This window comes from Lysinibacillus sp. CTST325 (genome assembly GCF_054665055.1).
The window spans coordinates 84376-103614 of record NZ_BAAFHO010000011.1 but is presented as its reverse complement, the minus strand read 5'-3'; the positions used below and the strand labels follow the sequence as shown (position 1 = coordinate 103614).

Sequence of the window (19239 nt, the reverse complement as noted above, 5' to 3'; positions counted from 1 at the left end):
TAATTTATTATGCTTTTTGATAGCGAAGCACAGGTGTACGAGCAGCACGTGTTTCGTCTAGGCGAGTTACGACTGTTGTATGTGGTGCTTCTTGCACGATTGATGGATTTTCTTCTGCTTCTTTGGCAATTTGGATCATTTTATCGCAGAATGCATCTAATGTTTCTTTAGATTCTGTTTCTGTTGGCTCGATCATTAATGCTTCTTCCACATTTAATGGGAAGTAAGTTGTTGGTGGATGGTAGCCAAAGTCTAACAGACGTTTTGCGATATCTAATGTACGAACGCCAAGTTTCTTTTGACGACGACCGGATAATACAAATTCGTGCTTACAATGACGGTTATATGGTAGATCATAGAATGGCTCTAAGCGACGCATCATGTAGTTTGCATTTAATACAGCGTATTCTGTTACTGCTTTTAAGCCATCTGGACCCATTGTACGAATATACGTATAAGCACGTACGTTGATACCAAAGTTACCGTAGTAAGGTTTAACACGTCCGATTGATTGTGGACGGTCGTAATCGAAGTGATATGTGCCTTCTTCTGTTCTTACTAAAACTGGTTTTGGAAGGAATGGAATTAAATCTGCTTTTACACCTACTGGACCTGAACCTGGGCCACCGCCACCGTGAGGACCTGTAAATGTTTTGTGTAAATTTAAGTGTACGCAGTCAAAGCCCATATCACCAGGACGTGCTTTACTCATAACTGCGTTTAAGTTTGCACCGTCATAGTATACTTTACCGCCAACAGAGTGAATAAGCTCTGCCATTTCGATAATATTTTCTTCAAATAGACCAAGTGTATTTGGATTTGTTAGCATTAATGCAGCTGTATCAGAACCAACTACTTTGCGTAAATCTTCAATATCTACTAATCCATTTTCATCTGATTTAACAGTAATAGTTTCAAAGCCCGCAACAGTTGCCGAAGCTGGGTTAGTACCGTGAGCAGAGTCAGGAACGATAACTTTATTACGATGGCCTTCACCGTTTGCCTCATGGAAGGCACGAATCATCATTAATGCTGTCCATTCACCATGAGCACCTGCGGCTGGTTGTAATGTCACTTCATCCATACCTGTAATTTCAACTAATGAAGTTTGTAGATCGTAAAGAAGCTCCATTGCACCTTGAACTGTTGATTCATCCTGTAATGGGTGAACATTTGCAAAACCAGAAATTCGTGCAACAGCTTCGTTAATTTTAGGATTATATTTCATCGTACAAGAACCAAGAGGGTAGAAGCCAGAGTCTACACCGTGGTTTCGACGAGAAAGTGCTGTATAGTGACGCATAATGTCAAGCTCAGATACCTCTGGTAATTCCGCTGCTTCCGCGCGTACTAGGTTTGCAGGAAGTAAATCTGCAAGATCAACCTCTGGTACATCAAGTGCTTCTAAGCTGTAGCCTACGCGACCTTCTTTGGAAATTTCAAAAATGAGTGATTGATTTTCGTTATGCATTAAGAGCCCCCATTTCCGCAACAAGTGCATCAATTTCTTCCTTCGTGCGTAATTCTGTTACTGCGATTAGCACGTGATTTTTAAGAGAGTCATAAGTTTGACCTAAAGGATAACCACCGATGATACCTTTTTCAATTAAGCCTTTATTCATTTCTTTCACACATTTATTTGTTTTCACAACGATTTCGTTAAAGTGTGCACCTTGGAATGCTACTGTGAAACCTGCCGCTTCAAAGGCATTTTTAGCATAGCGAGTTTTGGCGATATTTTGCATAGCCATTTCACGAACGCCTTGCTTACCTAGAGCAGTCATCGCTACAGAAGCAGCAAGTGCAAGAAGCGCTTGGTTCGAACAAATATTAGACGTTGCTTTATCACGACGGATATGTTGTTCACGTGCTTGTAATGTTAAAACATAACCACGACGACCTTCACCATCTACTGTTTCACCAACAAGACGACCAGGAACTTTACGCATTAGCTTCGTTGTTACTGCAAAGAAACCACAGTGTGGACCACCGAATGCTTCAGAAATACCGAAGACCTGTGCATCCCCTACACAAATATCAGCACCTAGCTTACCAGGTGGTGTTAAAATTCCTAGTGCAAGTGGGTTTGAAGATACAACAAATAAACTTTTTGCCTCATGCGCAATATCACCAATTACTTGTAAGTCCTCTATTTGACCAAAGAAGTTAGGATACTGTGTAATAACAGCTGCCGTATTGTCATCAATTAGTTCTTTTAAAGCTTCTACATCTGTCACACCATCTTTTTGTGGAACAGTAACAATTTCAATGGATTGACCGTATGCATATGTAGCAACGACATCACGATACTCAGGATGAACCGCCTCAGATACTAATATTTTCTTACGGCGTGTATGTCCAGCTGCCAGCATACCCGCTTCCGCTAATGCTGTTCCTCCGTCATACATAGAAGAGTTTGCAAGATCCATACCTGTAAGCTCTGCAATCATCGTTTGGAATTCAAAAATTGCTTGTAATTCCCCTTGTGAAATTTCTGGTTGATATGGAGTATACGCTGTGTAAAACTCTGAACGAGAAATAACATGGTCCACGATAATTGGTTTATAGTGGTTGTATACGCCTGCACCTAAAAACGATACGTTAGCATTTGTATCTTTATTTTTCGCAGCTAGTGCCGTTAATTCTTTTAATAAAGCTGATTCAGATTTTGCTTCTTTAATATCATATAGGCCTTTAAAACGTACTTTTTCTGGAATATCCCCAAATAACTCATCAACTGAGGATACGCCAATTACGTCTAACATTTCTTGTTTATCTTGCTCCGTCATTGGTAAATAACGATGTTTCATAAATGTAGGTCCCTCTTTTCAACTTTTATTTTGAACGCTTGTAAAACGGTGTTTCAACTGCTACTACCTTTAAGTGCTTACCACGAATTTCAATTTCTAATTCAGTTCCGATAGTTGTGAATTGGCTGTCAATTAACGCGTGACCAACATTACGTTTAGAGGAAGGAAGCTGTGTACCAGTTGTTACTTCACCGATTTCCTTACCATCCTTAAACACTTTGTAGCCATGACGAGGAATTCCTTTATCGATCATTTCAATGCCTACAATTTTACGTGACAGTCCATTTTCTTTTTGTTCAGCTAATGCATCATGACCAAGAAAATCCTCTTTATTTAATTTCACAGCAAAACCAATACCAGCCTCAAGAGGTGAAATTGTCGCTGATAGCTCTTGCCCGTATAATGGAAGACCTGCTTCAAAACGAAGTGTATCTCGGCAACCTAAACCTGCTGGAACAACGCCTTTGTCTTTTCCAGCCTCTAAAATTTCATTCCATAAAGCTTTAATATCTTCTGGAGAGCCGTATAATTCAAAACCATCTTCACCTGTGTAACCGCTACGAGATACTAATGCTTTATGACCAGCAACTTCAACGTCTGCTTGGAAACGGAAGTATTTAATTGTTTTTAAATCAGTGTCTGTTAATGTTTGAAGAACCTCTTCTGCTAATGGACCTTGCAGGGCAATTTGTGCATAAGCATCTGATTGATTGTCAATCGTCACATCATATTGATGTTGATTTTCCAACATCCAATCATAATCTTTTTCAATATTTGACGCATTTACGCACAATAAATAATGATTGTCTGCTAATTTATACGTTAATAAATCATCAACAACGCCACCATCTTCATAGCACATTGCATTATATTGCGCTTGACCTACTGCAATTTTTGAAATATCATTTGTCAAAAGATTTTGTAAAAAATCTAGTGAATTAGGTCCAGCTACTAAAATTTCACCCATATGTGATACATCAAATAAGCCAGCACGATTACGTACTGCATCATGCTCTTCTTTAATAGAAGAGAATTGCACTGGTAATTCCCATCCACCGAAGTCGATTGTTTTACCACCATACTTTGCATATTCTTCAAATAGAGGTGTACGCTTTAATTCATTCGTCATTATTTTTGCCCCCTTAATGGTAGTTACATTTTTTACTGGTAGTAGTTCGTCTGCTTTTTATTCGTGCAATCATGCTCCCCCTGTTTGTTCATCTAAATAAGGAATTAACAAGCAAAACATGTAGACATAAAAAAAGACAGACGAACCCCTTTTCGGGATTCTCTGTCCTTAAACCTGAAAGTTACACCAGACTGGCTCGCATTACTACAATGCCAATCAGCCGGCTTTCCCCTTTGGTGGCTGTAGTACTACAGCTCTCTCCAGAGTTGCGTCTTGTACGAGTCCTTTTACCTGAGAGATTCATAACATTTTGTTATTTGCTCCTTCGGTGACGTCTACACGTGCTCTCCCCGCACAATCATCCGCCCAAGATTCCTCTTGGTACTATTTAGTATTCAATGAACATTTAGTTACTTATTTGTCTATATCCTAACATTAATTGCATTGAAAAGGCAATCATTTTTTAATCTATATCAAAACACGAACATTAATTTCATTTATTCCCATTAATGTTCGCCTTTTAGCCTTTTGACTTGGAATACTAAATACTCAAGAATTTGGCGGAGTGTTCTGCCTTCTGTTAACACTTGTATATGGCCTGTTTCACGATAGAATCTTCTTCTGTAGTGATACAGCTTCTCTAGCTCCTCTTTCGTTGAACTCTGTACAATTGGTCTGTTCGGATCGTGCTGTATTCGTTTGTATATATCTTCGAATGTCGCATCTAAAAAAAACACGAGCCCACTGCGTCTCATTATTTTTCGATTTTCAGCATTGATTGCAACTCCACCACCTGTTGAAATAATACAAGCTTCGTCTCGGAAATTTTTCAAAAATTCTGTTTCTATTTCTCGAAAACGTGCTTCTCCGTATTTTTCAAATATCTGTGGAATTGTCATTCCTTGCTGCCGTACAATCTCATGATCCATATCATAATATGGCATCTTTAACAAATAGCTTAAACGTCTTCCTAACGCACTTTTTCCGGAGCCCATAAAACCAACTAAATATATTTTTCGCATTCGAATCACCTTCTTATAACTACGATTCTACACTGTCTGACAAAATTTGTCCTAATAAATTTATCGTAGCTCGAATATTCAGCTTTTCTAGGTCATCATATGTCCGAAACTGAATCTCATAAGACGTACAATACGTAAGAACAAAAGTAGTTACAAAAAATAATAATGCAATTGCGATTAAAAAAATAGCCCCTCTGTCATTTTTTAATAACTGGAACATAGAAAGTTCGCTCCTTTTTGATACCACTTGGAAGTTCAACAGCTACTGTTAACATATCATTTTCAAATTGGAATTGACATTTATTAATACCAATTAGCATTGGTACATGACCACCATTTACTTGATCACGAATTAAATTGCTATAACAATCAATATTATGAATAGTATCTGCTTCCTGGAAGGTTATTCTCTTTTGGTCTTGTCGAATCGTAAATGAAGAAATATCATTTAAAGACATATTCAAATCATAAACAAAAAGCTCCCACTTTGATTGTTCATCAGTTAGTACTGTTGTTTTCATTTCTGCAAACCAAAGCATAATGAACACAACAAGTTGTGCAATAAGCACAAAAACCACTAATTGAAATAACGCTTCTAATAATGTATAGCCTCGTTCATTCATCGACTTCACCTGTCAGTTGTATACATTTTTTACGTAATTCTCGTGTATTTTTAAAACTTACACATATCCCCTGTCCATTCATAGACCATTGAAAATCTACATTTTCAACGGTATTAGTGCCTTCTGTTTGCTGTAAATAGCGATAACGCTTTAAGCCTTCATAGGCTGTTTCAGCTGCGATAACTTCTATCTTCTTGTTATAAAGAGTCGATTTCATCATATAGCTGATCGGTATTAATGTCGTGCATAATAACATAACAATGGCTATTGATAGAATCGTTTCTACAAATGAATAACCAGATTCATTCAACTCTCGATCTCCCTCGTCCTAACGTAATCACAACCTTTTTAGTGCCTTGAGGCGTTTTAAAATAAACAGTCCCTGGGGTCATGACGTTTCCATTGTAATTGTACATAATCGTGTAAATTGAACTTGTAGAAAGAATGACCTCAACCCCTTTAGGAAAAGGGCGTTCATATAATTCTGTATAAAAATCCTTTTTAATGATATATCTTTTTGATGAGCTCTCAAACTTCATCGAAATGTATTCCCTTTGGTGCATACTATACGTTTGTATATATTGCAAATCTAATTGAATTTGTGTGAAGAATCGCTCAAGCTCCCTAGTTTCCTCTGCTTTTACCGAATACTTTACGACAATCGCTGACAAACACATAACGATAAACAATACAATGAGCATTTCAACTAACGTAAAGCCACGCTCACTTTTTATAGTATCCATCAATTACTAGATCCATTATTGGAAGAAGACTTCGCCAATCGCACCTCTCCATCTTTAGTGATCATTATCTCTTCTTTGTTAGGACAGGTCGTTTCATTCTTCTTTAAATAGCCTTTTGCTACCAAATCTTCAATTGTTGGATAAGCCATAAAATCTACTCGATACGCCTCTACCTGCCCCTGCACCATAGAGATATACGCTTTACAGCCCTTCTCATCGACGGTGGCAAAATGTTTCGTAACATTAGGGATTGTTATTAAAATTAATATAGAAATAATTAGTAAAACGATGAGCATTTCGATCAATGTAAATCCAGCTTGCTGCTTTATCCGTTTCATTATTATCCTCCTATACTAGTTCAATCATGTGATATATCGGTAATAATAAACTTACATATGCAGCAACTATGCATATTGCAATAATGATGAAGAAGGTTGGTTGCACGAACGCAAGGATTTTATGCAATAGTTGCTCTTGCTTTTCTGTCAATAATTCGCTGTACAGTACCAGTTCTTTTCCTAGATAGCCACTTTGCTCTCCATGTTCAACAAATGTTGAGAAATCCATCTGCCAAACTGTCATCAAATGAATAGCTTGTGTCAGCGTATCCCCAAAAACAACACGCTCCTTTATACATCGTGCCAGATATTGTAGAAACGGTTGATGTCGCTGTTCCTCTAAAATTTGTAGACTTGCCTGTAAAGAAAAGCCACTTTGGAGTAGACTTCCTAAATAAGCAGCAAATTGTCTCGTCAAAGACATTCGTATATAAATTCGAATCAATGGCGTTTTTAGTATAATATTTAGCCGGTGAGCAATCGTACGACGTTTGAGATAAAGGTGAAAAAAGAAAATACTACAAATTACTGCTATGCCTACGACGATTAAAGCATCAGGAAAATGCAATAATACTTTTGACAAAGCAATGCTTGTCTCCTCTGTGCCAGTAGTTCGACTTGTTACCATTTTTTCTATATTAGGATATAATATGGTGCGAAACACTAAAAACAACAGCATCAAAAATATAATCAGTACTACTGGATATAAGAGTAGCTTCATTAATTTTTTCTTCGTCGATTCACTTAAAGCCATTTGCTTTGCCACACCTTTTAAGGTCTCAATCATATGTCCATTGTTTTCGGCAACTGTAATAGCTACTAAATGCTGCTTTGAAATTTGCAACGCTTCAAAAACTCCTAAAACACCGACACCCTGCCTCAGTTTTTCATTGACTAGCTTTTGTATTTCTTCATGCGCTTCAATATGATGGGGTAATAGAATAGAAATAGCTTGTGGAAATAGATAACCTTCCTCCATTAACACGCTTAATCGACTAAAAAAATGAGCTTGCTCTCTTACTCGCCATTTTGTTGCCTTTTTGTAATCTAATCGAATTCTTTCAATAAACTTTCTTATTCGCATAGATCTGACTCTCCATCAATTCTTTTTGACCTGCAAGCGTTAAATCATGTGGTAGCTCAAAGCTAGTTTTTTGCATAATTGCTTTGATGGCCACTTGAAGATGAACATCGCTTAATATTTCAAACAATGCACGGCGTTCTTCCTGGACTATCGGTGATTGGAAAAGTGTTTGAGCAACAATACCTACCACAGTTTGACGAAGTTCTTCAACTGAAACGCCTAAGTCAATAAATCGATAAAGGCAGTTTATCGAATCTTTCGCATGAATTGTCGAGACCACTAAATGACCTGTTAAAGCTGCCTCAATTGCGATTTTTGCGGTCTCTTTATCACGTATTTCACCTATCATAATGACGTCAGGTGAGTGGCGTAAAATAGCCTTTAATCCTGTAGCGTATGTAACGCCAGCTCGTTCGTTTACCTGAATCTGCAAAAGGTTAGCTTGGTTATTTTCTACAGGGTCCTCCAATGAAATGACATGTCGATTTAGTTCTGTCGAACAGTAATGGATTAGAGAATATAAGGATGTTGATTTACCAGAGCCTGTCGCACCTGTCACGAAAGTACAAGTTCATAAAAAGTGTCTTCCTTCTATTATATCTGTTAAATTAAGACCACCCATCACGGAGTGGTCTTTTCCTATTAAACAGCCTTACCAATCGCTCTAAGTATCTCTAAAAACAACGGCGACATTTGAATTAATACATAACCAAGTCCAGCATTCATTATTGTATTCCAAGCACGTTCACTGTTTCCAAACATAAAGAAGAAACAAGCACCAATCATAATTACCGAAGCAACCGGAAAAGATATTGCAACCATTACTTGAATCATTGGGTCTAAAATTGTAGCTAACATTTCAAGTGACTTATCTGCAATTATTCCGGTTGGTTGAGCAATAGCATTAAGAGGTACTGCGGATGGTATTTGTGCCATTGCTGGAGCTAATATATGTTGTTGAATCGGAACGTCTACAGGTAAGTTTATGGAGGAAATTGCGCTATGAAATTTGTTAAACATAAATAGCCCTGTGCCTACAGCTGTGATTGCCGGAACAGATGCAGCTATGGCTAAATGTCTTAATGTTGCGTATTTTTCATCACCCTCAAATCGATCAGAGAAATCTGTGTACTCACTTGCAGGTACTACCTCAGTTTCAAATCGTTTTTTAAACATCAATATTCCTCCTTTATTTAATATCATTGATTGTATAGATTTTAAAGTTAGGTAAATCAAAACACGCTTCAGCTATTTGTTTCTTTCTTAACTCCGTTGTGGTCATCCACAATAACACTGGATAATGGCCCAACTGTAGTGCAATATTCGGCATCAATTCTTTGTATCTCAACACCTTTGACCGATTCTCTTGCATCGTTTGTAGATGATCTACTTCAAGAAAATAAGAACATCCATTTTTATTGAACATTGCATCAGCAATTACATGAGTTTTTTTATTATCTATTTTCATTTCATTTTTCCAATCAGATGGACATCCTTGATACAACCACATATCATTACGCATTACTGTATGTTCAACATGACTACCCTTCTTTCGAACTTTATTGCATCCAACATATAATCTTCCTTCGCGATTTAAATAGTAAATACTTTGATAACCATATCTAACGCATTCTAGGTAGTTTGATAAATCATTAAGTACTCTGTTCGTATTTCGGATAGTCCCTAAATTGAGGTATTTATTTAACTGATCACGAGTAAGGAAATCAAACTTCTGTAAAAGTAACAGTATCGATTCTTCTCGGTTCGATAAAGGTTTCTTTCTCATGAGTTACCTCCTCCTCATTAATGTGTGGAAGGATAGTGGATTGAATAATATCTGAAGTAATAAGTGGAGTTTGTAGGATTTCACGTTTATCTGCGGTTTGGTATATTGCTCTACCCTTGATTTGTGGAAGGAGTTCTGCACCAGTTTCATCTAATACAACCCTAGAAGCTGTTGCGGATTGTACCCTGAAGGATAATTTAGCATCTGAATTTTGTTTGCATTGACGAGGGATTACGTCACCTGTTGGATATTGTGTAGCAAGTATTTGTCGAAAACCAAGTCCAGCACCTAATCTCGAAATCTGTGACATGATTGTTTGGCATTGCTGCTTTAATAATTTTTCTTCTCTTGTAACAGCTTCAGCTGGATTTAATTCTCCAACCTCATCAACAATAATGAAATATCTTTCTTTTATTCCGCCTTCCTGTACATTCTTCTTGCCTTTATGTCTTAATTCAGATTGTATTTCTCGCATACGATCGTAAGCTAATAGTAAAGTATTTAAGGCTTCTTCTGGTTCGTAAGCTATAGATACAGTCTGCTTTATATTCTCGTAGTCACAAAGCTCAACTCCACCTTTTAAATCGATTAAATAAAAGTTAACGTGGTCTGGTACACTCTGTACTAGAGCTGTAATCATTGCGTTGATGAAATTGCTTTTACCGTAACGTGTAGCGCCACCAATGACTAGGTGTGGTATCTTTTCAAAGTCATGGTACCTAAATTCATTCAATGCTCTTGTAATGCCAACTGGCACCTTCCAACCTTCACCAGAAACAAACGATACCTCTTTTGTTAACGGTTTATCATACACTCTGACAATTAATAAGCCGTCGTAAGATAATTCAATTTCCTTTTGTTCCGTAAGCTTTGCCTTCCACAATTTCTGTAGTTGCTGAAGAAGGTCTTTATTGAAATATAATTGTCTCAAATCGTCCAATGAAATATTTTTCTTTCTATTATTAAGCCCATCCTCAAACACCTTCAATTTTGTTTCATAGTCACTGAACGAACGACCAAGTGGAATTCTATAGCGATATTCCCAACCCCATTCAAATTGTTTTTTCTTAACAAGTTGAGTGGTTAAAGTATCTTTGCCATCACGAACATTTAATCCAGATAAGGACATAATTCTTTGGATCTTCCCCGAATCATTTGAAGCCAATCCTTTGTGTTTTGAAAATGCCTTTAACGCAATTCCGCCCATTAGCGAAGTTGTTAAAATTTCAAACAGCACACTTTCATCCTTTCTTCATTTTCATTAGCGTCACGGTTCTCTTATGTAATAAGAGTTGCTGACATTGAGAACAAAAAAGATAGTCAAAAACACTTTAACGGCGCATAAGTACAAGTTACCCGATTGAATTCTATGGTGGAAGGAAATCAAGTAGTGTATCGAGAATTAAATCAAGAAGCGTTTGGTGTTATATTGATATGTCGATATCTCGGGAATAATCACTAAATGTCGATATTTAAATATTTTTTATTTGAGGTGACACAATTGGAAGTACGATTAAAATTAAAAAAGATACTAACAGAACGTGGAATAACTCAAAAAGAATTATCACAAAAAACAGGATTAAGACAAAATGCAATAAGTGAAATGGTAAATAATCAACGCAGTACTATTAATCGTGAACAATTAGCAGCAATATGCAAGACACTTGAAATCACAGATATGAACGAGATATTTGAATTGATATTGGACCGCAGTTAATTAGCGGTCTTTTTCTTATCTCCGCACAATATACACTCTTACTCGAGACCCTATATACTTCTTTTTATCAACAGTTTCATTAACATCTGTGGATGGCAATTGGCCCACGTCTATCTTATGGTCTGATTTCTGGACCGAAAGAAAATCATACATATTCATTTGGCCATGTTGTTCCATATATTCAAAATGACTCATTTATTTTTTCCCCCTTTACCATTCAAGCCAGTTTTCTAAATTACCAGGTCTATTACTATTTGATTGTGGAAGGCCATCACGTTCTTTTAACCAATTGTAGAAAGGCACAGGACGTTCTTTAGATGGAGTTTCTTCTATGGATAGCGATTTAATCGACTTGCTACTTAATCGTTCTATAGCCTTGTTGTATGCACCTACAAATACAGCTCTTAATGTACTTGTAACTGTAAGCAATCCTTCTTTAATATCCATAGCTATTTTGAATAGAACGTTCTTAGCTTTTATGAAGTCAGGTGCACTTTGAACCTGAGTAGCTAATACAACCTTGTGTAATTCATCTTTCAAGTTATCTGCTAATGGCAAGCTATTCATGAAATCAAATAACATCACTTGGTACTCATTCATCCATTCTTTTTTCTTTTCAGCTTGCAAAGCCAATTCATTTTCTAAATCACATAAACTATTATTTGCTTGTTTAGAACTTAAAAGATTAAAAGAGTTAAATGCTTGGTTTTCAGATTGTGGACGGCAAACCGCGTCACTACTAGCTTCATCGACTGTCTCTCGATGTTTCACTTTCGATGTGTCACTGTAAGGTAAAATCTTATAAATGCTAGCTCCTTTGATGCCGTTAAGCTTAGTTTGCTTTACTTTCTCAATGATGTTTAACTCAACCAGTTTCTTAATTGCACGCATTACTGTACTTCGTGAAGTTCCAGTTTGTTCAGCAATCGTTTTAGCTTTTAAGTGACAAGTACCTGGATATGCTAAAGATCTACTAGCTAAAGCGAAGACGATGGCACGTTCTGATTCTGTTAAATCATAATAGTGTGTTGCCATATGGTCCTCCACACTCTTATCCATATCTGCTACTGAATTAAATGTTTTGTATTGTGCTAGGTATTCGAATGCCACCGTTTTCACCTCTCTTTCTACATATAATTTCTACTTAAATGTTAGTTTTGTTCGTCATTACATTTTTGTTCTGGAAACTTTTCATCTACAGCTACTAATCCTTCATCGATGATCCCCAATAGTTTAGTTGCGAACTTAACAACTTCACTAGATTCGTCGTACTTGATAGTTCCCTTTAAGTAACCTTTAACAGTAGATAACACGAGCGTTTGCTCTAATAAATATCTAGATCGTTCTTGCTCGAGTTTGAAATAATTATTCATTGATTTGCCTCCTTTTATCCGTTTATACGTTTTTCCGCTTAAACGTCTTATTGATTTTTATATTATATACGTTTAAACGGAAAGTCAACTATTTTATTTACGTTTACGCGGAAATGTTTTATAATAAAATTAGGAATAACAAATGAAGGAAGGTGAATATAATGGAAATGCGCGTGAAGCTAAAAGAGGTATTAGAAGAACGGAATATGACTCAAGGTGAACTAGTCAAAATGACAGGACTACGACAAGCTGTTGTAAGTGAATTAGTTCATAACCAACGCATGAGTTTAAAAAAAGAACACATTACAAAAATTTGTGAAGCGCTCAATATTAAAAACATTGAAGATATATTAGAACTTGTAGAAAACAGATAACTAAACAAGGTTGTCTGTTTTTTTATATGTACTTTTGTTATCAAGTTTCCTAAAATGGAAATTGAGAGGAGAGTTTGTTTATGGGAACTAAGTTAGCAATTTTAGGTATCTTTGGATTTTTTGTAGGTCTAGTTTTATTAGTAATTGGATTTATTAAAAAGAAGAAAATGAAGGGTGGTCTTGTTCTTGGTATTTCAGTTGTTGTTTTTATAATTGGATTTATAATGGTGCCTACAAACGGAACTGAATCATCTAAAGACTCTAAAGACAATGAAAAGGTAGAAACGACAGCGAAACCTAAGGAAGAAACATCTGAGGATAAAGCATTAATTGAACAAAAAGCTAAAGAGGAAACTGAAAAAGAAGCATCACAAGCACAGACGCAACAGGAACAAGCTAAGAATGATGAAAAAAATAAAGAATCTAAACCTGTTACTACATCTTCTGTTGATAAAACAATAAAAGATATTGTATATGGAGTTTTAGGCAAAACAAACAATATGAAAAAAGATACAGTTAACGATATTCAATACGTTGAATCTGATAAAGGTGTGATCATTGCTTTAAATGCTAGTGAAAACTTTACTACCAATATGACTAAAAGAGGTATGTGGCTAGATTCTAAAAAAGTTCTACAACCTTTAAGTAAAGTCGATGGTCTTGAAACTATTATCATTCACTGGCATTACCCGTTGGTAGATACCTATGGAAATGAAAAAGACGTCTTGGTTATGGCATTCGAAGTTGATAAAGCTACTTTAAATAAAATTAAATGGGATAATTTTTTAACTGACAATGTACCGAATGTTGTAAATAACTACTTTGAACATGCTGTATTTAAAGATTAGGTCACTCAAATGAGTGACTTTTTTATTGCGTAAAAAATAGGCACTATACTAATCAGTGCCTAATCAATTATTTTGGTGACTTAATAATAAATTTTCAACCTGCGTTTTTAATGCCATATTAGCATATCGTAGAACCACATCATTCCCAGCAGTCGCTACATGCACATCACTAAAATACTCGTCTATCTTTTCTACTTTAAATAACCTTATTTTCTCTTTTGCCAACAACCTTTTTGAATCGTAATAGTCTTGGGTTATGTCTTTTAATAACTTATCGAGGATTGGTAAATAAACTTTACTCATTTTTAAATTTTCAATTACAGAGTAATCACGTTGCAAAGATTGAACTGCCATTTCTAGAATTAAGAATTTATGAAATAGTTGTCGTTGTTCAGGATTCAGCATACGACTGAGCGCTCCTTATGAAAGACTGGAACAACTGCCAATACACTATCAATCATAAATGTGCGTTTGGCTTGCCTCGTAAAACAATACGCCTGAAACGAATCGCCAACAATCTTAATGATTTTAATTCGTCTTTTTGATACTTCACCCGACCTTGCCAAATACATCATATTCACAAATTGATTGCGTTGCATCGCTTTAATCAGTTGCTCTTTCATTATCTACACTCCTCTAAATAAGAACGTTTGTTTGTAATTATATTAGAACATCCGTTTGTGTTTTGGCAAGAAAAAGATTTTTAAACGCAAAAAAGCCCAAGCTCAAAATTAATTGAGTACTTGGGCTTTAAAATTATTCTTGAATTGGCTCAGCGTATGATAAAATTCCAAGACGTTTCATTTCTAGGATAGCATTATTAGCAATTGCCTGTGTAGCATATGTGCCGGTAATAAATCGCCACTTGTTATCATCCTGAACAACTCGTACATAATCAGATTTAGCAATGTTATATTTACCTAATGCTTGCTTAGCTGCATTCGCTTGAGCTTGTGTAGTATAAGTGCCTGATTGAACACGATACAACTTCCCATCACTCACGCCTTCCACAGCTTGTTCTTTATCATTAACAATGAGTTGGACTTTTATTTTACTGTTTGATGGAACGATTACGGTACCTTCTAATTTGTAACCAATAGGTGCTTTCCAAGTAGTCGGTATTTCAAAATGAGGTGCATCATACCTACTCGATGGCCAATAGCCTCCCCATGTGATACCTAGCTTTTTAGCTATCGCTCCAACTTTAGAAAGCGTTGAAAGATCGTATAGATTCTTTGGAGGTGCAACAGCAATGTCCCATGCTCTTCGTGATGTGTGGTTGCTACTAAGTGTCCAAGTAACAACAGAACCAGGACGAGTTCTACCTTGTCCATATAAATATTTTTGTCGTTCTTGCGAGCGATATGTTTCAGTAATAAAAACATCAGTTATTCCAGCCTTATAACACTCTTGAAATAACAATCGACAAGCTAATTGTGCAGCTGTAGTTAATTCGCTTAAATCTCGACATGTTTCTGTTATACTAACCATTACTTTTCACCACCATTTTTATTTTTCAATTCCTTATCAACGTTTTTACCAGCTAGTTCATTTAGAACTTCATTTGTAAAACGTTCTTCAGATTGGTTCTCAATGACTTTCAATTTTTCTGCTAATTGTTGAGGAACCAATACGCCTAGTTGCGCCATGTTTTCTACAATTGATAAAGCCTCATTCGCGATATAAAAAAGTACCGTCGCAAATGTGAGTGTCCCATTTAACGACAGTACTTGATCAATTATATTCGCTGTGATAACAACTATTAAAACTAGTAACTTACGAGCGTAGCCAAATAATGATTTACGACTCCACAGGTTACCATTTTTAATCGCTTTAATGATTCCTGTTAAAATGTCTAATCCCATTAACAAAAGTAATAGGTGTAAAAATTTCACTCCACCAAATAAATATAAATGCGCTACTTCTAAGTAATCCAAATCCATTCCTCCCATAATGTCACTCCTTATTTCTGCATGATAATAGCCCTCCACAGATAATTGTGGAAGGCATAATGTTATTTAGTTGAATTATTTTCTTTAAGCTTATTACCTATTTTAATGAACAGTTCTGATAAGTCTTCACACATTCCAACAGTTAGATTTGTTCCGAAATACTCATCACACATTTCGTAAATATTGAAGATTCCTTTTTCCTCTACATAAAGGATATTGAAAATCCTATTTTCAGCAAGTTGGTTTAGAGTTTGTTCGCAATCACCGAAAATATTTTTATTTTCATATTCATGAGAATCTTTTACATAGTGTTCCATACAATCAATACACTCCTTCTTATAAAGCATAAAAAATAACGCTAAGCTTATGCTTGCGTTTCCATTAATGAACATAGTTCTTTATATTCTTCCTGAGTAATACGTTTCGTTAAAATGAATAAATCCATACTTGTTAACAATTCATTCTTTTGTGTTTCTGTCATATTTTCTCGTTCTGCTAACTTTTTGCAAGCTCGATAAGTAAGGCTGTTCATGCTTATACCTCCATCTCTTTCATAGAAATAAGCGTTTCTGTATTGACTAAAATCTTAGCTTGTATTTCATCTATCTGTGGTTCAACTGGTGTTGGTTCAGGACGATTAGGCGCTGTAAATTCACCTGTTGCTTTATCATAATCCCAACCCTCTTGAATATCATCACGGCCTGTAATATCAACCAAAATAATATCAGGTGCAAACTCAGGCTTTTCATCAGCTTCGAAAATCCAATGTGCTTTGTTGTATAATATTTGTGCTATTCTCATTTAATCACTCCCACCATTTTACTGTTAATATCCCATCGCCACCTCTACATAAAACGGCAAAGGTGCTACCGCCCCCGTACCCACCTTTACCTATACGTATGGCATAGTCAGCACCTGGGACAACCGTTAGTGGATAGTCGATGACGAAATGTCCACCTCCTCCACCGGGACCGCCAACATGTCCACCTCCTCCACAGCAGTATGCTCCATTAGCTCGTGGAGGAGTGGGTGGATAGTAACCGCTGCCACCACCAATACCACCAGTTTGTTCTGGGGATGTAAGTATTGGATGACCACCAGAAGACCCACCGGGACCGCCTGCAACACCACCAACACCAGAAGATAAACCACCGCCCTCTCCACCGGAAAGGCTTAGCAGATTACCAAACGACGTTACCCCGCCTGTAGCTCCAGCAGAACCACTAGGGCCACCAACGGAACCACCACCGCCGCCTCCTCCTCCAGTGATATAAATTTCAGTAACGCCTGCTGGAACAGTAAACTTGTAGTTATTAACAGCTGAGTCTGCGTATATTTTACTTCTTAATCTCTTTCCTACAGTCCCCATTGAATTATTGATAGTGTTCACGGAATTATTGATAGTGTTCACTTTTTGCTCTATCGCAAGTTGGGTTTGCCTTGTAGGTAATTGAATTTCAGGCATTATTTAACCTCCTCATAAACAAAAATAAGACCATCTTTAGCTTGATTGGTCTTAAATCCGTATTTATATTTTTTGTTGTCTGTAGTATCTAAAAACTTGTGAGGTAGTGCATCATTTTTATGGTCCTCAATCATATTAAACAGGTTCCCTGCAGCATCTTCGCTAAGAGCACCTTTTACAGTTTCGAACCAAGCAAGAAATAGTGCTTCTTCGGCACGTCTCCAATCTATAAAATCTTTTTCTTGTGCATCAATCCAAGCTTCTAATGCTGTCGTTACATCAGTTTGCCATTTTGTAAATTCATTAGCTTTTGTAATGCTAAAGCTGTTAAACCACGATTGGTATTGGTTAAAGATTGAAGTTGTATCGACTTGATCAACAACGCCGTGTGCAATGCCACATAAGCTTTTGTTAAGCCGTTGATCCGTGATAAGACCTTGATTTATTTGAGTAGTACCAGCATTGATTAGAACATCAGCAAGGACTAACTCATAAGCCTCTGCATCCCTTTGAATAGCTGGTGCTGTAGGTGAAGAAGCTTGAGAACCTTTTTTCAAAACAACTTCAATTTGTCTTGTTAAATGATTCAAGCGCATAACTATGCGGTCAATACGTTTTAACACTCCATCAGCAATGTCGTGTTTAAAGATATAATCACTGTCGTTGACAACGTAATAACCTTTAATCCATCCTTTACCTGCTTTAAGGACGGTTTGCATTCCTAGGCCTTCCACAAGTTGTAGTCCATTGCTCGGGTTCGGAAAAACTCCATCACCAATAAAGGAAGCGAAATACTCGGCAAAAAACTTTGCATCATATCGTCTATCGCCATTTACACTATTAAAAAATCCACTTCGTATTGCCAATTTAGCTCACCGCCTTTTTAATCTTTTCATTTAATGTCGGAATGTTAGAACCGAACTCTACACGTAATTCTTGACCGTCCCTGTCTACTGTTAATTCAGCACATACTACCCTTGCATGCATTACCTTTTGTAGCTCATCGTTCCTAATGCTGACGACATATCCTAAGGAATAATCAACACCGTATTCAAATTGAGCAAACATATCAATCTCACTTTCGTATGTTTCTCTTTCTTGATATTCCGCTAATTTTTCTTCACCTCGCGAAATCAAAGTAGCATCATATTCATCCGGTGTTAATGTGACATTGTTATTGTCGTCATCTAAGTAACCACTTTGTAAGTCCCTCGCATCTACATACAATTCGCGTCTGTTAAATCCACTTAAATTGTCATTTACCGTGATAGTCTTCCTGTCGGTTCCTTCACCTTCGCCTGCCACGATTGCAGTTGTTTTCGTTTCGATATTGCTATTTACGTAATTTTGTTTAATGACGTTATCAAACTCTTTACTGAAAATCACATGCGGATGAACATTTTGAGTAATGCTATGATCTTCGCCTTGCCATGTGTAAACATCATATTTTTTATCCTTATGATTCATGAGGACATCAAAACTCATCTCATGCTTTTGACATAGCGCAAAACAATGCTCACTAACTGGACCACCTGTTTTAGTACTGTCATCCACAATATTGATGCCTGTATTTGCTGCAAGTCTTAAATTTGGTAGTACCTTATTTGGGCTAGTATTGATTGCATTTGAAGCTATGAAAGATTTGATGATGTCCTCTACATTTCCTTCATAACGCTGTTGTCTTTCAATGACTCTCCAAGACAATAAAAAATTAAGTGAATAGGCTACAACTTCAATTTCACTTCCGTTTTCATCGATATAATCAAAATGTTGAATGATATAACCATAATTAAAGTTAGACTGAGTTGTAATAATGTTGTTCATTTTTAACAGTTCAATCATTTCAGGCGTTCCCGGTACCACCAATGTAAGCATGCTAAATTTATAATAGTTCCTTTGGAGAATAAGCTTTTTGTATTCACTTATTTCTCCGATACGATTGAAATTTAGATCAAATACATTTAAATCAACCATG

The 19239-nt window shown here is 36.5% G+C and carries 28 protein-coding genes, 1 pseudogene and 1 riboswitch; of the genes and pseudogenes, 3 read left to right on the top strand and 26 right to left on the bottom strand.

Annotation, left to right across the window (positions count from 1 at the left end; all coding sequences use genetic code 11):
* Positions 1–7 precede the first annotated feature (7 nt).
* From gcvPB to ACYQ73_RS20745, 14 genes and pseudogenes are all read right to left on the bottom strand, one after another.
* Positions 8–1471: an aminomethyl-transferring glycine dehydrogenase subunit GcvPB gene (gene gcvPB / locus ACYQ73_RS20810; RefSeq protein WP_460014217.1), complete on the bottom strand. Its 1464-nt coding sequence runs from the start codon at positions 1469–1471 to the stop codon at positions 8–10.
* A complete protein-coding gene (gene gcvPA, locus ACYQ73_RS20805; protein WP_460014216.1) occupies positions 1464–2810 on the bottom strand; it encodes an aminomethyl-transferring glycine dehydrogenase subunit GcvPA in 1347 nt (448 codons plus the stop codon). Before gcvPA ends, gcvPB begins: the two co-directional genes overlap by 8 nt.
* Positions 2811–2835: 25 nt before the next feature.
* Complete coding sequence (gcvT, locus tag ACYQ73_RS20800) at positions 2836–3939, bottom strand: glycine cleavage system aminomethyltransferase GcvT (RefSeq protein ID WP_460014215.1); 1104 nt, start codon at positions 3937–3939, stop codon at positions 2836–2838.
* 269 nt (positions 3940–4208) lie between these two features.
* Positions 4209–4301, bottom strand: a riboswitch (glycine riboswitch).
* A gap of 144 nt (positions 4302–4445) precedes the next feature.
* Positions 4446–4961: a shikimate kinase gene (locus ACYQ73_RS20795; protein WP_402869759.1), complete on the bottom strand. Its 516-nt coding sequence runs from the start codon at positions 4959–4961 to the stop codon at positions 4446–4448.
* A gap of 19 nt (positions 4962–4980) precedes the next feature.
* Positions 4981–5181 (bottom strand): hypothetical protein, encoded by a 201-nt coding sequence (locus tag ACYQ73_RS20790; protein ID WP_049663996.1) that lies wholly within the window; start codon positions 5179–5181, stop codon positions 4981–4983.
* A complete protein-coding gene (gene comGF / locus ACYQ73_RS20785; protein WP_460014214.1) occupies positions 5159–5584 on the bottom strand; it encodes a competence type IV pilus minor pilin ComGF in 426 nt (141 codons plus the stop codon). Before comGF ends, ACYQ73_RS20790 begins: the two co-directional genes overlap by 23 nt.
* The gene (locus tag ACYQ73_RS20780; protein ID WP_460014213.1) at positions 5577–5894 is read right to left on the bottom strand and encodes a hypothetical protein; all 318 of its coding nucleotides are present in this window, start codon (positions 5892–5894) and stop codon (positions 5577–5579) included. The genes comGF and ACYQ73_RS20780 overlap by 8 nt, the downstream gene beginning before the upstream one ends.
* Entirely contained in the window at positions 5887–6327 is a 441-nt protein-coding gene (comGD, locus tag ACYQ73_RS20775) for a competence type IV pilus minor pilin ComGD (RefSeq protein ID WP_460014212.1), read from the bottom strand. The genes ACYQ73_RS20780 and comGD overlap by 8 nt, the downstream gene beginning before the upstream one ends.
* Entirely contained in the window at positions 6327–6665 is a 339-nt protein-coding gene (comGC, locus tag ACYQ73_RS20770) for a competence type IV pilus major pilin ComGC (RefSeq protein ID WP_460014211.1), read from the bottom strand. Before comGC ends, comGD begins: the two co-directional genes overlap by 1 nt.
* A gap of 10 nt (positions 6666–6675) precedes the next feature.
* Positions 6676–7749 (bottom strand): competence type IV pilus assembly protein ComGB, encoded by a 1074-nt coding sequence (gene comGB / locus ACYQ73_RS20765; protein WP_460014210.1) that lies wholly within the window; start codon positions 7747–7749, stop codon positions 6676–6678.
* A pseudogene (locus tag ACYQ73_RS20760) lies at positions 7727–8311 on the bottom strand (ATPase, T2SS/T4P/T4SS family); the annotation flags it as partial. The gene comGB and the pseudogene ACYQ73_RS20760, both read right to left, overlap by 23 nt.
* Positions 8312–8391: 80 nt before the next feature.
* The gene (locus tag ACYQ73_RS20755) at positions 8392–8925 is read right to left on the bottom strand and encodes a hypothetical protein (RefSeq protein ID WP_460014209.1); all 534 of its coding nucleotides are present in this window, start codon (positions 8923–8925) and stop codon (positions 8392–8394) included.
* 13 nt (positions 8926–8938) lie between these two features.
* Entirely contained in the window at positions 8939–9535 is a 597-nt protein-coding gene (locus tag ACYQ73_RS20750) for a replication-relaxation family protein (protein WP_460014208.1), read from the bottom strand.
* The gene (locus tag ACYQ73_RS20745; RefSeq protein WP_460014207.1) at positions 9474–10772 is read right to left on the bottom strand and encodes an FtsK/SpoIIIE domain-containing protein; all 1299 of its coding nucleotides are present in this window, start codon (positions 10770–10772) and stop codon (positions 9474–9476) included. Before ACYQ73_RS20745 ends, ACYQ73_RS20750 begins: the two co-directional genes overlap by 62 nt.
* Before the next feature lie 264 nt (positions 10773–11036).
* Between ACYQ73_RS20745 and ACYQ73_RS20740 the strand changes: the two genes are divergently transcribed.
* Positions 11037–11252 carry a helix-turn-helix domain-containing protein gene (locus ACYQ73_RS20740; protein ID WP_460014206.1) on the top strand — a complete coding sequence of 72 codons (216 nt, stop codon included), beginning with the start codon at positions 11037–11039 and terminating at the stop codon, positions 11250–11252.
* Positions 11253–11462: 210 nt separating this feature from the next.
* Here ACYQ73_RS20740 and ACYQ73_RS20735 read toward each other — a convergent pair whose 3' ends face one another.
* Together ACYQ73_RS20735 and ACYQ73_RS20730 are read right to left on the bottom strand one after the other, a co-directional pair.
* A complete protein-coding gene (locus ACYQ73_RS20735) occupies positions 11463–12362 on the bottom strand; it encodes a helix-turn-helix transcriptional regulator (protein WP_460014205.1) in 900 nt (299 codons plus the stop codon).
* Between the two features lie 41 nt (positions 12363–12403).
* Positions 12404–12625 (bottom strand): hypothetical protein, encoded by a 222-nt coding sequence (locus ACYQ73_RS20730; RefSeq protein WP_460014204.1) that lies wholly within the window; start codon positions 12623–12625, stop codon positions 12404–12406.
* A gap of 161 nt (positions 12626–12786) precedes the next feature.
* Here ACYQ73_RS20730 and ACYQ73_RS20725 point away from each other — a divergent pair, with 161 nt between their 5' ends.
* Together ACYQ73_RS20725 and ACYQ73_RS20720 are read left to right on the top strand one after the other, a co-directional pair.
* A complete protein-coding gene (locus ACYQ73_RS20725; protein WP_460014203.1) occupies positions 12787–12999 on the top strand; it encodes a helix-turn-helix domain-containing protein in 213 nt (70 codons plus the stop codon).
* 80 nt (positions 13000–13079) lie between these two features.
* Positions 13080–13847 carry a hypothetical protein gene (locus ACYQ73_RS20720; protein WP_460014202.1) on the top strand — a complete coding sequence of 256 codons (768 nt, stop codon included), beginning with the start codon at positions 13080–13082 and terminating at the stop codon, positions 13845–13847.
* Between the two features lie 63 nt (positions 13848–13910).
* Here ACYQ73_RS20720 and ACYQ73_RS20715 read toward each other — a convergent pair whose 3' ends face one another.
* The 10 genes from ACYQ73_RS20715 to ACYQ73_RS20670 all read right to left on the bottom strand — a co-directional run bounded on the left by ACYQ73_RS20715 (position 13911) and on the right by ACYQ73_RS20670 (position 19238).
* Positions 13911–14252: an aconitate hydratase gene (locus ACYQ73_RS20715; protein ID WP_460014201.1), complete on the bottom strand. Its 342-nt coding sequence runs from the start codon at positions 14250–14252 to the stop codon at positions 13911–13913.
* Complete coding sequence (locus tag ACYQ73_RS20710) at positions 14246–14470, bottom strand: transcriptional regulator (RefSeq protein ID WP_460014200.1); 225 nt, start codon at positions 14468–14470, stop codon at positions 14246–14248. Before ACYQ73_RS20710 ends, ACYQ73_RS20715 begins: the two co-directional genes overlap by 7 nt.
* Positions 14471–14603: 133 nt before the next feature.
* Entirely contained in the window at positions 14604–15338 is a 735-nt protein-coding gene (locus tag ACYQ73_RS20705) for a M15 family metallopeptidase (protein ID WP_460014199.1), read from the bottom strand.
* On the bottom strand, positions 15338–15790 hold the full coding sequence (locus ACYQ73_RS20700) for a phage holin family protein (protein ID WP_460014263.1): 453 nt from the start codon (positions 15788–15790) through the stop codon (positions 15338–15340). The genes ACYQ73_RS20705 and ACYQ73_RS20700 overlap by 1 nt, the downstream gene beginning before the upstream one ends.
* Positions 15791–15861: 71 nt before the next feature.
* Positions 15862–16116 carry a hypothetical protein gene (locus ACYQ73_RS20695; RefSeq protein WP_460014198.1) on the bottom strand — a complete coding sequence of 85 codons (255 nt, stop codon included), beginning with the start codon at positions 16114–16116 and terminating at the stop codon, positions 15862–15864.
* A 47-nt stretch (positions 16117–16163) separates the two neighbouring features.
* On the bottom strand, positions 16164–16331 hold the full coding sequence (locus ACYQ73_RS20690) for a hypothetical protein (RefSeq protein WP_460014197.1): 168 nt from the start codon (positions 16329–16331) through the stop codon (positions 16164–16166).
* Between the two features lie 2 nt (positions 16332–16333).
* Entirely contained in the window at positions 16334–16600 is a 267-nt protein-coding gene (locus ACYQ73_RS20685; RefSeq protein ID WP_460014196.1) for a hypothetical protein, read from the bottom strand.
* A gap of 4 nt (positions 16601–16604) precedes the next feature.
* Complete coding sequence (locus ACYQ73_RS20680) at positions 16605–17264, bottom strand: hypothetical protein (protein WP_460014195.1); 660 nt, start codon at positions 17262–17264, stop codon at positions 16605–16607.
* Positions 17264–18130: a hypothetical protein gene (locus tag ACYQ73_RS20675; protein WP_460014194.1), complete on the bottom strand. Its 867-nt coding sequence runs from the start codon at positions 18128–18130 to the stop codon at positions 17264–17266. Before ACYQ73_RS20675 ends, ACYQ73_RS20680 begins: the two co-directional genes overlap by 1 nt.
* 1 nt (position 18131) lies before the next feature.
* On the bottom strand, positions 18132–19238 hold the full coding sequence (locus ACYQ73_RS20670) for a siphovirus ReqiPepy6 Gp37-like family protein (protein ID WP_460014193.1): 1107 nt from the start codon (positions 19236–19238) through the stop codon (positions 18132–18134).
* Position 19239 lies beyond the last annotated feature (1 nt).

Coding starts and splice junctions, on each gene's coding strand:
- gcvPA (WP_460014216.1), bottom strand. CDS start 2,810: ATGAAACATCGTTATTTACCAATGACGGAGCAAGATAAACAAGAAATG.
- ACYQ73_RS20725 (WP_460014203.1), top strand. CDS start 12,787: ATGGAAATGCGCGTGAAGCTAAAAGAGGTATTAGAAGAACGGAATATG.
- ACYQ73_RS20680 (WP_460014195.1), bottom strand. CDS start 17,264: ATGCCTGAAATTCAATTACCTACAAGGCAAACCCAACTTGCGATAGAG.
- ACYQ73_RS20710 (WP_460014200.1), bottom strand. CDS start 14,470: ATGAAAGAGCAACTGATTAAAGCGATGCAACGCAATCAATTTGTGAAT.
- comGF (WP_460014214.1), bottom strand. CDS start 5,584: ATGAATGAACGAGGCTATACATTATTAGAAGCGTTATTTCAATTAGTG.
- comGC (WP_460014211.1), bottom strand. CDS start 6,665: ATGAAACGGATAAAGCAGCAAGCTGGATTTACATTGATCGAAATGCTC.
- ACYQ73_RS20670 (WP_460014193.1), bottom strand. CDS start 19,238: ATGGTTGATTTAAATGTATTTGATCTAAATTTCAATCGTATCGGAGAA.
- ACYQ73_RS20685 (WP_460014196.1), bottom strand. CDS start 16,600: ATGAGAATAGCACAAATATTATACAACAAAGCACATTGGATTTTCGAA.
- gcvPB (WP_460014217.1), bottom strand. CDS start 1,471: ATGCATAACGAAAATCAATCACTCATTTTTGAAATTTCCAAAGAAGGT.
- comGB (WP_460014210.1), bottom strand. CDS start 7,749: ATGCGAATAAGAAAGTTTATTGAAAGAATTCGATTAGATTACAAAAAG.
- ACYQ73_RS20720 (WP_460014202.1), top strand. CDS start 13,080: ATGGGAACTAAGTTAGCAATTTTAGGTATCTTTGGATTTTTTGTAGGT.
- ACYQ73_RS20715 (WP_460014201.1), bottom strand. CDS start 14,252: ATGCTGAATCCTGAACAACGACAACTATTTCATAAATTCTTAATTCTA.
- comGD (WP_460014212.1), bottom strand. CDS start 6,327: ATGGATACTATAAAAAGTGAGCGTGGCTTTACGTTAGTTGAAATGCTC.
- ACYQ73_RS20750 (WP_460014208.1), bottom strand. CDS start 9,535: ATGAGAAAGAAACCTTTATCGAACCGAGAAGAATCGATACTGTTACTT.
- ACYQ73_RS20795 (WP_402869759.1), bottom strand. CDS start 4,961: ATGCGAAAAATATATTTAGTTGGTTTTATGGGCTCCGGAAAAAGTGCG.
- ACYQ73_RS20695 (WP_460014198.1), bottom strand. CDS start 16,116: ATGGAACACTATGTAAAAGATTCTCATGAATATGAAAATAAAAATATT.
- ACYQ73_RS20690 (WP_460014197.1), bottom strand. CDS start 16,331: ATGAACAGCCTTACTTATCGAGCTTGCAAAAAGTTAGCAGAACGAGAA.
- ACYQ73_RS20755 (WP_460014209.1), bottom strand. CDS start 8,925: ATGTTTAAAAAACGATTTGAAACTGAGGTAGTACCTGCAAGTGAGTAC.
- ACYQ73_RS20730 (WP_460014204.1), bottom strand. CDS start 12,625: ATGAATAATTATTTCAAACTCGAGCAAGAACGATCTAGATATTTATTA.
- gcvT (WP_460014215.1), bottom strand. CDS start 3,939: ATGACGAATGAATTAAAGCGTACACCTCTATTTGAAGAATATGCAAAG.
- ACYQ73_RS20790 (WP_049663996.1), bottom strand. CDS start 5,181: ATGTTCCAGTTATTAAAAAATGACAGAGGGGCTATTTTTTTAATCGCA.
- ACYQ73_RS20700 (WP_460014263.1), bottom strand. CDS start 15,790: ATGGATTTGGATTACTTAGAAGTAGCGCATTTATATTTATTTGGTGGA.
- ACYQ73_RS20705 (WP_460014199.1), bottom strand. CDS start 15,338: ATGGTTAGTATAACAGAAACATGTCGAGATTTAAGCGAATTAACTACA.